The organism is Cronbergia sp. UHCC 0137 (genome assembly GCF_034932285.1).
Lineage (GTDB): Bacteria > Cyanobacteriota > Cyanobacteriia > Cyanobacteriales > Nostocaceae > Cronbergia.
Genome location: NZ_JAYGHC010000054.1, coordinates 21,583 through 34,251 on the forward strand (window position 1 = coordinate 21,583; position 12,669 = coordinate 34,251).

At 40.6% G+C, this 12,669-nt stretch carries 9 protein-coding genes and 1 pseudogene; 7 read left to right on the forward strand and 3 right to left on the reverse strand.

The features are described from left to right. Positions 1-890 precede the first annotated feature (890 nt). The gene (locus tag VB711_RS21400; protein ID WP_323288318.1) at positions 891-1,364 is read left to right on the forward strand and encodes a TspO/MBR family protein; all 474 of its coding nucleotides are present in this window, start codon (positions 891-893) and stop codon (positions 1,362-1,364) included. A gap of 400 nt (positions 1,365-1,764) precedes the next feature. Here VB711_RS21400 and VB711_RS21405 read toward each other — a convergent pair whose 3' ends face one another. Beyond that, complete coding sequence (locus tag VB711_RS21405) at positions 1,765-2,472, reverse strand: M15 family metallopeptidase (RefSeq protein WP_323288328.1); 708 nt, start codon at positions 2,470-2,472, stop codon at positions 1,765-1,767. A gap of 175 nt (positions 2,473-2,647) precedes the next feature. Here VB711_RS21405 and VB711_RS21410 point away from each other — a divergent pair, with 175 nt between their 5' ends. The 5 genes and pseudogenes from VB711_RS21410 to VB711_RS21430 all read left to right on the forward strand — a co-directional run bounded on the left by VB711_RS21410 (position 2,648) and on the right by VB711_RS21430 (position 7,874). Further along, positions 2,648-3,937 (forward strand): glucose-1-phosphate adenylyltransferase, encoded by a 1,290-nt coding sequence (locus VB711_RS21410; RefSeq protein ID WP_323288319.1) that lies wholly within the window; start codon positions 2,648-2,650, stop codon positions 3,935-3,937. Positions 3,938-4,013: 76 nt separating this feature from the next. Continuing rightward, a pseudogene (locus VB711_RS21415) lies at positions 4,014-4,517 on the forward strand (AAA family ATPase). A gap of 156 nt (positions 4,518-4,673) precedes the next feature. Further along, on the forward strand, positions 4,674-5,654 hold the full coding sequence (locus VB711_RS21420; RefSeq protein WP_323288320.1) for a DnaJ C-terminal domain-containing protein: 981 nt from the start codon (positions 4,674-4,676) through the stop codon (positions 5,652-5,654). Between the two features lie 342 nt (positions 5,655-5,996). Beyond that, the gene (bioB, locus tag VB711_RS21425) at positions 5,997-6,992 is read left to right on the forward strand and encodes a biotin synthase BioB (RefSeq protein WP_323288329.1); all 996 of its coding nucleotides are present in this window, start codon (positions 5,997-5,999) and stop codon (positions 6,990-6,992) included. A gap of 519 nt (positions 6,993-7,511) precedes the next feature. Further along, entirely contained in the window at positions 7,512-7,874 is a 363-nt protein-coding gene (locus VB711_RS21430; protein WP_323288321.1) for a DUF6464 family protein, read from the forward strand. Between the two features lie 44 nt (positions 7,875-7,918). Here VB711_RS21430 and VB711_RS21435 read toward each other — a convergent pair whose 3' ends face one another. Next, positions 7,919-8,275: a hypothetical protein gene (locus VB711_RS21435; protein ID WP_323288322.1), complete on the reverse strand. Its 357-nt coding sequence runs from the start codon at positions 8,273-8,275 to the stop codon at positions 7,919-7,921. 518 nt (positions 8,276-8,793) lie between these two features. Continuing rightward, positions 8,794-9,453: a HupE/UreJ family protein gene (locus VB711_RS21440; RefSeq protein WP_323288323.1), complete on the reverse strand. Its 660-nt coding sequence runs from the start codon at positions 9,451-9,453 to the stop codon at positions 8,794-8,796. 348 nt (positions 9,454-9,801) lie between these two features. Between VB711_RS21440 and clpB the strand changes: the two genes are divergently transcribed. Further along, on the forward strand, positions 9,802-12,441 hold the full coding sequence (clpB, locus tag VB711_RS21445) for an ATP-dependent chaperone ClpB (protein WP_323288325.1): 2,640 nt from the start codon (positions 9,802-9,804) through the stop codon (positions 12,439-12,441). The last annotated feature ends 228 nt before the right edge of the window (positions 12,442-12,669 follow it).

The window sequence follows — 12,669 nt, forward strand, 5'->3', positions numbered from 1 at the left end:
CTGCAACACACTAGCACGAACCTTTTGCCTTGGGGATCAGGGTTTTAGCGTAGGTCTTCTTGAAGTTGACTAATTTTTATTGGCATTTTTCAGGCAAAACCTTTTTCAACTGGGGACTTTGGCTATGTAACGGTTTTTTTAAAATTGGTGAAAAATTGTTATGACAACTCGAGATGAAAATCAGGAAAAGTGCAATTAATAAAGTCTCAATCTATTTTTAGCTAATTCTTATGTTTATGTAATTAATTTAACAGTAAATCGCAAAAATATGGTTACTAGAAAAGATTACATTTTTATTTGATCATTAGTATCTGATATTTAATTTATTTATGTTATTTAAAATTCATTATTCGCTGAAGTTATTTAAGAAAAAGACTCACAGAAGAATTAGTCTCTTTTAACTAGCTGATATTAATTATGTAGTTTCTATGTATTTAGTCCCCAGAAATATGAAGATACTACTACACAGCACAATTACAGAAGAGTATAAAAGTAATTTGGTTTTTAAGTATTTACTTGAAAAAACTATGGCGATGATTCCAGTTAACCCTGACAGGAAAAATAATATTCAATAAATTAAAACAGGTTGATTAAGATGTGTAAATTTATTGCTAATGTATTAATTATTGCCTAGCGATTAATTGTTTTCCGTAAAAATTCCATGATTATGTTGTATAGCAAGTTGCTATCATTGTCCTTTAAATCCGCTTAATTAGGGCTTTATTGGTGTCAACTTAACGTAAAACCCTGATAATGCCGTTAAATTAAACTTATTCAATTTCCCAACAATGATCACATAATCATTTAAAATAGAAAGTTGTTAAGACCATTAGTAGTTTTGCCTGTAATGACTAAATTGAAGCAGTTTCCCAACGTTTCGTAACTTTTTTATGATTAGATCTTGGATGGTAATTGGAGGTGTGGCCTTCTTAGTTGCCTTTGGGGGTAGCTTGATTACACCTAGCGATCGCCAGTGGTTCAGACAATTACGAAGACCGAGATGGCTAACTTTTGAAGCTGCGATTCCTCTAATTTGGACAGTCATATTTATCTGTGGTGCGTGGTCGGCTTACATAATCTGGGAAAAAAACCCAGGCACCAGCACAACTTGGTTAATGATGGGTTTATATTTACTGCTGGAAGTTGTGACAATTTCCTATACACCCCTGATGTTTTGGCTTCGCAGTCTTACCGTCGGTACAATTCTTGGCGGTACAGGTTTGATTATTTGTACTCTTATCACTCTGGCAATTTTACCTGTTTCTGGTGGGGCAGCATTACTACTACTTCCTTATTTATTGTGGAGTCCCATTGGCACTTATACTACTTGGCAAATGATTCGTCTCAACCCTCAAGATGCTTAGAAGAAAGGGAATAGGGAATACAGAAGGAGTCAGGAGTCAGGAGTCAGGAGTCAGGAGGGAGTCAACAGTCATTCAATTTAGGAATATGAATTGAATTAAATAAAGTGCAAAAGTAGGGTGTGTTAGCGACAGCGTAACGCACCATTCTAGTATGTTAATTCTGTGTATTTTTGGAGGGATTCTCCCAAAAACTATTGGTGTTACCGTAGTTTACACTGAAAACATCTGTTTCAGGCACTTTCTCATAAAAATATGGCGGCACAAAATGTGCATGAAGTCTTATGGGATAAGGGATTCAGAATTAACACACTAGCACCATTCCAGGTTAAATCAGAATTGCAGGTTATTAAATTTGCGTTCCTTAAAGTCTGTACCTAATTGATGTGTAATTGGCTGTAACCTAAAAAAGACGGCTGTAGCGGGCGATGACGGGATTGTGGGGATGGGATTGATTATGTAACCAAGCCCACATTTGATCACCAAAGGAAAAATGCCACCATTCTTTAGGATTGCGTTGAAATCCGGCTTTTAACATAACATCTCGTAATATTTGACGGTGATTATGATAGTTTTGGGCTTGTGGTTGGGTGCTGTTGGCGTAATAATTGGGGAGCGATCGCTCTGACATTTCATCAATTGGCGAACCCATATCCACTACCATTCCCTGATCATTTACCAGTGTGACATCAACTGCTGCCCCAGTGCTGTGAGGAGGGGGAGTTTTGGGATCTAAACTGGGTACAGCCCATATTTCATAAACCCCTTGCCAAATTTCCTGGCTTTGCTGGGGTGATAGTTCCTCCCCACTTAATCCTCGTGCTTCTACCTCTGTGGCAAAGCTGTAATCTACCATAAACTGCTGAACAGCAACGGGACGATAACCATCAAAAATTTGAATATACCAACCGGGATAGAGTAATTGCAAGTAATTTTGTGCCTGGATTAAATATTCAACTACAGTTTGGCGCAGACAATAAGGTGAAAGTTCACCATAGGTAGCACCCAATTTTTCATAAGGATGGGGAGATTCCACCGCAAACAGTTCTAAAGGAATCTTGGTGAAAGGTTCACCACATTCGATAATTGGGATTTGGTGATAAGGTTTCATGGTGCTGATGGGTGATGGGTGATGGGAAAAATTATCTATGACCAATTACCAATTACCAATTACCATTACCTGTGTTGTAAAATTCATCCACAATAATCTTTGATCCCCACTTACCAGGTGCTACATAGAGTCCTAAACTGTAGATGAGAGTTGAAAGGCAGTCGGGAGAAATTTTGTGAAAAATGTATTAGCAATCATTCTTGGTGGGGGCGCGGGTACTCGGCTTTATCCGTTAACCAAACTCCGCGCAAAACCAGCAGTACCAGTAGCAGGTAAGTATCGTTTAATAGATATCCCTGTTAGTAATTGTATAAATTCAGAAATCTTTAAAATCTACGTTCTGACACAGTTTAACTCAGCTTCCTTAAATCGGCATATTGCTCGCGCCTACAATTTTAGTGGATTTAGCGAGGGATTTGTAGAGGTACTGGCGGCACAACAAACACCAGAAAATCCAAATTGGTTTCAGGGAACAGCAGATGCTGTCCGTCAGTATATCTGGCTGTTAGAAGAATGGGATGCAGAGGAATACCTGATCCTTTCAGGTGATCACTTGTACCGGATGGATTATCGCTTATTTATTGAGCGTCACAGAGAGACAAATGCTGATATTACTCTTTCTGTGATCCCGATAGATGATCGACGCGCTTCAGATTTTGGCTTGATGAAAATCGATCAATCTGGTAGGGTGGTTGATTTTAGTGAAAAGCCCAAAGGTGAAGCTTTAGAGAAGATGCGCGTTGATACCACAATCTTAGGATTAACGCCAGAACAAGCTGAATTACAGCCATATATCGCCTCAATGGGGATTTATGTCTTTAAGAAAAACGTGTTGATCAAACTATTGAGAGAGTCTTTAGAACGGACTGATTTTGGTAAAGAGATTATACCTGATGCTGCCAAAGATTACAACGTTCAGGCTTACTTATTTGATGATTACTGGGAAGATATCGGAACAATTGAGGCGTTTTATCATGCAAATTTAGCCTTAACACAGCAACCCTTACCACCATTTAGCTTTTACGATGAAAAAGCACCGATTTACACCCGCGCTCGTTATTTACCACCGTCTAAGCTTTTAGATTGCCAAATTACGGAATCTATGATTGGTGAAGGTTGTATTTTGAAAAATTGCCGGATTCAGCATTCGGTTTTAGGAGTGCGATCGCGCATTGAATCGGGTTGTACAATTGAAGAATCCTTATTGATGGGTGCAGACTTTTATCAAGCCTCAGTAGAACGCCAATGTAGCTTAGAAAAAAGCGATATTCCGGTGGGTATTGGTACAGACACCATTATCCGCAAGGCAATTATTGATAAAAATGCACGCATTGGTCACGATGTCAAAATTATCAACAAGGATAATGTGCAAGAAGCAGAACGAGAAAGCCAAGGCTTCTATATCCGCAGTGGTATTGTAGTCGTTCTCAAAAATGCCGTGATTCCCGACGGAACAATCATATAAGGAGGGAACAGGGAACAGGAAATAAATTATTCTCCTGTTTCCTCCCTTTCCCCCTTTCTCCTAACCTAAATTCTCTATGACTAAACTGGTTTTGTTAATTGGTCTTCCTGGTAGCGGTAAATCAACCTTGGCAAAACGAATACTGGCAGAATGTCCCCAGATGCAGCTAATTTCTACAGATGCTATCCGGGGGCAACTTTTTGGGTCAGAAGCGATTCAAGGGGCTTGGTTGCTGATTTGGCGGGAAATAGAACGACAATTTAGACAGGCTACCAATGATCATAAATCAGTGATTTTTGATGCAACTAATGTCCGGCGGCGCGTTAGCGTAGCTCACCGTTCATGTAGTGTCTCGTAGAGAAGGTATCGCTCTGAATTGATGGATTTAGCCCGTAATTGTGGCTTTACTCAAATCACAGGAATTTGGTTACATACTCCAGTTTGGTTATGTTTAGCACGGAATAAAAGACGTTCACGCCGAGTCCCTGAAGAAATTATCTGGCGGATGTATCGTCAACTGCGGGACGCTCCCCCCAGTATAACAGAAGGACTAGATCACCTTATTCACTTGCCAGAATGACCAAAGTACGGAAATTCCCCTGGAACAATGAGCGAGAACCACACTTGATTTTCTAGATTTTCTGTTAATTTGTATTCAGAATATTAATGCTGGGCATATACCCGGCAAAAACACATCACTATTTTTGTTATATAAATTTCGATAGGAGGCTGGTAGATGGCTGCAACCGATTTTAAAGACTATTATTCAATTTTAGGGGTCAGTAAAACTGCCAGTCAAGAAGAAATTAAACAAGCTTTTCGGAAACTAGCCCGCAAATATCACCCTGATGTCAATCCTGGGAATAAACAAGCAGAGGCAAAATTTAAAGAGATTAACGAAGCTTACGAAGTTCTATCTGACGCAGATAAGCGGAAAAAATATGACCAATTTGGTCAATACTGGAAACAAGCTGGTCAAGGATTCCCCTCCGGTGGTGCTGGTGCGGATATGGGTGGCTTTGATTTCAGTCAATACGGTAGTTTTGATGATTTTGTCAATGAGTTACTAGGAAGATTTGGTGGTGCTAGTCCTCGCCCTGGTAGACAAAGTTACTCTTATCGTAGCTCGACGGGTAGACCAAGTGGTTTTGGGGATGCAGGGTTTCAAGATGCTGGTGCTGGCCAAGACACCGAAGCTGCCATCACTTTGACTTTAGCTGAAGCATTTACTGGTGTACAAAAACGCTTTAGTTTAGGAAACGAAACAATTGATGTACGGATTCCGGCTGGGGCTAAATCTGGTACTCGTTTACGGGTGCGGGGGAAGGGTCAATTTAACCCCATGACTCAACAACGGGGAGATTTATATTTAAAGGTGGAATTGCAACCCCATACTTTTTTTCAATTGGAAGGGGATAATTTAATTTGTGAAGTGCCAATTACCCCAGACGAGGCTACTTTAGGCGCTAGTATTGATGTTCCCACGCCTGATGGTAGTGTGAATGTTAAACTACCTGCGGGAGTGCGTTCTGGTCAATCTTTGCGGTTACGTGGAAAGGGTTGGCCTTTAACCAAGGGTGGACGTGGTGATCAGTTTGTGAAAGTAGCGATCGCACCCCCAAAAGACCTTACCTCACAAGAACGAGAATACTATGAAAAACTCCGGGCTATCCGTACCTATAATCCCCGCATTCATTTAAATCAGATCAAACTTTAGCAGTAAAGTAACATTGTTATGAGTTACGCATTGACAGAATCTATTAAATAAGCATTATCAATGCTATCTCTTGTAGGGTGCGTCAGACCCGATAATTGAGCATCTAACAGACTTCCTCTATCTGACGCACCGCACTAATATGGGATGACAAAAGCGTGAAACTAGGCAATTTCCTTCATACATATCATCTGCATTTTGTACAGTGCGTAAGTCCTAATTGTGTACTTTTCTTGACACAGGTTGGTTTGATTCTGCCCACCGACTATATCTGAAAAATAGTTAGGTTATTATAGCAGTCATGGACAAAAATTCTTGATTAATCTAGTAAAAAAAAGGATAGTAATATCGGTGGGAAAAATACGCTATGATTGGCACAAGGAAGAGATTTTGGCTATATATAATACACCATTACTAGAGCTAATTTATCAAGCTGCTAGTGTGCATCGCCAATATCATGACCCCAAGCAAATACAAGTATGTAAACTAATCTCTATTAAAACCGGCGGTTGTCCAGAGGACTGTGGTTATTGCGCTCAATCTTCTCGGTATAAAACAGAAGTGAAACCGGAAGCACTTTTAGAGAAAGCTACGGTGCTGAATATCGCCAAAAAAGCCAAAGAAACAGGTGTGAGTCGGGTCTGTATGGGTGCTGCTTGGCGAGAAGTGCGGGATAATTCCCAATTTGAGCAAGTTTTAGATATGGTGAAAGATGTCACCTCAATGGGTTTAGAGGTATGCTGCACCTTGGGGATGTTGACAGGAGATCAGGCGAAACGCTTAGAAAATGCCGGTTTATACGCCTATAATCATAACTTAGACACTTCCGAGGAATATTATAGCACAGTGATCACTACCAGAACTTATAGCGATCGCTTAAATACCATTGAAAATGTCCGCCAAACTAATGTTACTGTCTGTTCTGGGGGGATTTTAGGTTTAGGCGAAACCGTTGAAGACCGTGTAGGAATGTTATACACCTTATCAAATTTACAACCCCATCCCGAATCTGTCCCAATCAATATTCTTTCACAAGTTCCTGGTACACCCCTAGAAAATCAGCCAGAAGTCCCAATATGGGATGTGGTGCGGATGATTGCTACAGCTAGAATAATTATGCCATCTGCTGATGTGCGTTTAAGTGCAGGTAGGGCGAAACTTACCCAAGTAGAACAGGCTTTTTGTTTTATGGCCGGGGCTAATTCGATTTTTTCTAGCGATGATCATAAAATGTTGACCGTGACAACACCCTGTCCAGATTATGATGCTGACGCAGAAATGTTGAATTTGCTGGGTTTAGAAATGCGTCCCCCATTCCAGAAAACTCTTGCTGTGGGTTAGATCATCTTCACACAGCTAAGTAGGGGTTGCTGAAAAAGTCTTTTCGTTAGGGCTAGGAGTCAGCAAAAGTAGGGTGTGTTAGCGACAGCGTAACGCACCATTCCAGGTTAAATCAGAATTGCAGGTTATTAAATTTGCGTTCCTAAGTAGATAGGCTATTCAGGCTTGTAAAAATGGCAAGATCACCTATGTTTTTGATAGAGTAAGTAAGGTAGATCAGGATGATAGATTTTATCTCTTGTAGGGTGTGGTTCAGCAAGCTCACCAACCACGTCAGACCCGATAATTTAGGAAACAACAGATTTTTTGGATCTGACGCACCGCACTGATTTAGATCAAGTCAGGTGCGTGAGAATCTGAAAGTTAGTGATTTTATCCTAAATTATTCTATCTGACGCACCCTACAGACTACAGTCAGGTGCGTCAGAATTTGAAAGTTAGTGATTTTATCCTAAATTACTCTATCTGACGCACCCTACAGACTACAGACTACAAAATATCTGAAAAATTAAACTTATAATGAAGCAAGATTCTTTACCGACTGAGGTAATTTTAACAAACTCTCATCAGTCTCTTGGTAGATTACAACTTGATTGGATGCCCCAACCAGGTAATTATCTTGACTTTGAGGGCAAAACCTATGCAGTCTTAGAGCGTCGTCATCGGTATCAGTTAAGGTCAGGACGCTACCAATTACATAATATAGCTATTTATGTGCAATCTGCTAAACGTCCTACAGAAAAAAGTCTAGTAGATGGACGCTGGGTAATTGGTGATGCTACCTGTAGCTATAATGCTCGTTCAGAACTAATTCGTTGTGCAGTCAACCCAGAAGGACCTTGTGATTCTTGCGTGTCTTATCAAAATCTGGTTGAGTTGTAATTCTTTACCTGTTTTTCAAGTGAAATTTTAATTTATTTAGTTGGTCATCCTTCGTCTGGTTTTTGCAGCAAGGATACAAATCCATCGAGGGTTTGTGTTAATTGACTAATTTGTTGTAATGAATGTTTCTGAGATTCAGCTAAACTCTGTACAGCATCACATAATGCAAAAACTTGATAACCTTGTTGTTGTACTTGTTTACCTTGGGCTTCTACTTGTAAGCTGAGAGCATCAACTCTTTCACTCAGACGTTCAATTGTTTCAGTAGTAGAAAGTACGGCTTCTCCTATTTGTTCAACAATTGATTCTAATCGGCTTATTTTTGCTTCGACTCCTGCGGAAATCATGTCTTGACTGCCCCAATTTTGAGAAACCATCATGGTGATATTACTAATATTCATTAAAAAATTTCATAATCAGTATTACTAGAAAATAACTTGTCTCATGTTCACAACTTTCTCAGATTTTAGTTAAAACCTGTTTTTCGAGTAGCAATATTGATTTACTCGTTCTGACTGTTCGCGCAGGGTGGTTTAGCTATAAGCTGATGATTAATTTAACTATGTTGCTGTTTGATTTGATCTGGCTTTTCATTTCCAATCTGAAGAAAGTAGGTAATTTTACAGTTTTTAGTTAAAGTTAGGGATCTCCAATTTAAAAAGATATTCAACCATTTAATAACATTAATTATGTAGGTGTTGCTAGGGGGGGACGGCCTTCCGTCCCTAGTCCACAAAAAAGATGATCCAATCTTGTGGGGTGGGCATCCTGCCCGTCTTTGTATTATTAGCAGGCAAGATGCCTGCACCACAAGAAATTTTGGGATATTTTTTTATTTGCAAGTCTCTTGGTGATCTGCTAAGTAGTCCGACGTTAAAAATGTCGTTGGGATAAGGCAGGTTTTATTCTGCCCACTTACTTAGATAAATGCGTTGCCTAAAAACACGATCCCGATCGCACAAAAACCAGCACCTGCAAAGCGGATCTTTTTGGGTAACATTTGGTTGATGTCTCCCTGATTCATGTTACCCATTTGTCTAGCACTGATGATGATCACAGATTGGGTTAAGGTGACACCAAAAATGTAGGCAATTAAACTTAACATTTCTAGGTTGGGAATTGATTCACCACCAGCATAACCTTGGAATAATCCAGTGGCGATACTGAGTAGGGCGATCGCTCTCCAATCCAGTGGAGTTGATGTTACTAGGACTGCACCAAGGACGATGGTAGAAATGGCAATGGCTATTTCTGCACCTGGTAAATTTACCTGAGACAGGTACATTAATTGTCCGCAAAGTGCAGCCAATACAAAAGATACACTAATTCCTCTACGACTGGCAAATCTAGCAGAAAGGATACCAATAGCAATGATGGGGGCTAACCGATTTAAACCCAGAACTGGATCGGCTATTCCCCAAATCAAGCCTTCCCAACAGTTAGATATATCATGTTGAACTGGTGTCCCGGCCAAAGAACTGAGGAGACTGATTACCACCAAAGCAGCGATCGCCAGAAGATAGCGATGTTGTTTAGAGGTGCGATTTTCTGCCTCTGATAATCCAATTTTGAATATCATTGTCTGCTATGTCAAATTATGCTTCTAGGTAACTTATATTACCCTAATTTTTGTAAAAATTAACGCAAATCCCACCAAGAAATAAGTAATGAGACAGAACTAATTACACAACTGCTTTTCCTGTTCCCTCTCTCAACCAATGAATTTAATTTTGTCCGACTACTCAAAAATGTATGGGAGAGTGTCAATACTACTTGATTAAGACGTGAAGACCGATCTAGCTAAATTGCAGCTTATCCTTACAATAAAGGGCATAGAACAAGATTAGTTTTTGTTCTGTTGGCAATAAACTTGATTAAAAGGGTTTTTGCTGCACTTGTGTCATCGGTCGTGGTTTTTTCAAAGATTATGCAACCCACTAATCCTAACCAATTTACAGAAAAAGCCTGGGAAGCGATCGTTCAAACCCCAGAAATCGCTAAACAGTACCAGCAACAACAGCTAGAAAGTGAACATTTGATGAAGGCGCTACTGGAACAGGATGGACTGGCCAGTGGTATTTTTACGAAAGCAGGTGTGAATCTGCAAACAGTCAACGAACGGACAGAACAATTTCTCCAACGTCAGCCAAAGGTATCTGGTAGCAGTGCTTCTGTCTTTTTAGGTCGCAGTTTAGATACACTTTTAGATCGGGCGAACAGTCATCGCCAGGACTTTCAAGATGAATATATTTCTGTTGAACATATATTACTGGCTTATAGCAAAGATGACCGTTTTGGTAAAAGTCTACTCCAAGAATTTGGTTTAGATGAAGGAAAACTCAAGAATATTATTAAACAAATTCGCGGGAGTCAAAAAGTGACTGACCAAAATCCAGAAGGGAAATATCAATCTTTAGAAAAATATGGACGGGATCTGACAGATGCAGCCCGTAAAGGTCAACTTGATCCGGTAATTGGCCGAGATGATGAGATTCGCCGGACGATTCAAATTCTTTCCCGACGGACTAAAAATAACCCGGTGTTAATAGGTGAACCTGGAGTTGGTAAAACAGCGATCGCTGAAGGATTAGCCCAAAGAATTGTCGCTGGTGATGTTCCCCAATCCCTGAAAGATCGCACCTTGGTAAGTTTAGATATGGGGGCTTTAATTGCGGGGGCAAAATTCCGGGGTGAATTTGAAGAACGCCTGAAAGCAGTATTAAAAGAAGTTACCGAATCTGGAGGGAATATAGTTTTATTTATCGACGAAATTCATACCGTTGTTGGTGCAGGTGCAACCCAAGGATCCATGGATGCGGGGAATTTGTTAAAACCCATGTTAGCACGGGGTGAATTGCGCTGTATTGGGGCGACAACTTTGGATGAATACCGCAAGTATATCGAAAAGGATGCCGCCTTAGAAAGACGCTTCCAACAGGTTTATGTCGATCAGCCTAACGTCGAAGATACTATTTCGATTTTGCGCGGTTTGAAAGAACGGTATGAGGTACATCACGGGGTAAAGATCTCCGATAGTTCCCTCGTTGCAGCCGCTACCTTGTCTAGTCGTTATATTAGCGATCGCTTCCTCCCAGATAAAGCCATTGACTTGGTAGACGAGGCCGCCGCAAAACTGAAAATGGAGATTACTTCCAAGCCGGAAGAACTAGACGAAATCGACCGAAAAATTCTCCAATTGGAAATGGAAAAACTTTCTTTGCAAAAAGAGAGCGATCGGGCTTCCAGAGAACGGTTAGAAAAACTAGAAAAAGAACTTGCCGATCTCAAAGAAGAACAACGCACCCTCAGCGCCCAATGGCAGTCTGAAAAAGATATTATTAATAAAATTCAGGCTGTTAAAGAAGAAATTGATCGAGTTAACTTAGAAATTCAACAAGCAGAAAGAAACTATGACCTCAACCGAGCAGCAGAGTTTAAATATGGTAAACTAACTGAATTACATCGTCAATTGCAAGCCGCCGAAACAGAACTTTCTCAAGTCCAAGGAACAGGTAAATCTTTACTGCGAGAAGAAGTCACAGAAGCGGATATTGCGGAAATTATTTCTAAATGGACAGGGATTCCCATTAGTAAATTAGTGGAATCAGAAAAAGAAAAATTACTGAATTTAGAAGATGAACTCCATCATCGAGTCGTTGGCCAAAGTGAAGCCGTTACAGCCGTAGCCGATGCTATACAACGTTCTCGCGCTGGACTCTCTGACCCAAACCGTCCCATCGCTAGTTTTATTTTCCTCGGTCCCACCGGCGTAGGTAAAACCGAATTGGCCAAAGCCTTAGCCGCCTATATGTTCGACACAGAAAACTCTTTAGTGCGAATTGATATGTCGGAATACATGGAGAAACACGCCGTTTCCCGACTCATCGGCGCGCCTCCCGGATATGTCGGTTATGAAGAAGGGGGACAATTAACCGAAGTAATTCGCCGTCGTCCCTATGCAGTGATTCTCTTCGACGAAATCGAGAAAGCCCACCCCGATGTATTCAACATCTTACTGCAAATACTTGATGATGGTCGCGTCACAGATGCCCAAGGTCGCACAGTGGACTTCAAAAACGCCATCATTATTATGACCAGTAACATCGGTTCACAGTATATACTTGATGTAGCTGGAGATGATTCTCGTTATGATGAAATGCGTCATCGGGTCATGGAGTCCATGCGGAGTAGTTTCCGTCCAGAATTTCTCAATCGCATAGATGAATTTATCATCTTCCACAGCTTGCAAAAACCAGAACTGCGTCAAATTGTCCAGTTACAAGTCGATAGATTACGACAAAGATTAAGCGGTACTTCCGGTGGACCTGGCCAACGCAAAATGTTCCTGAAACTTTCTGATGCTGCTCTTGACTTTTTAGCAGAAGTAGGGTATGATCCTGTGTTTGGAGCTAGGCCACTGAAACGGGCAATTCAGCGAGAGTTAGAAACCCAAATTGCCAAAGCCATTTTACGGGGTGAATTTAACGACGGTGACACCATCTTTGTAGATGTGCAGAACGAACGTTTATCTTTTAGCCGTTTACCAGCAGAAGTGTACACTGGTTAGTGTTTTTAGTAGGGTGCGTCAGACCCGATGATTTTTCAAAAATCCATAGAACTTACGCACAAGTCACTAAAAAACTAACCACAGAGGCACAGAGTTCACAGAGAAATGAGGTTTTGAGAGATATTTTGCGTAAGTCCTGATCAAGAGAAATGTGACATCTGACTCAGATTATACTAAAAACTGTTGGAACATGGGCTTTTACAAAATTACGAAAAACCCAGATTTGTA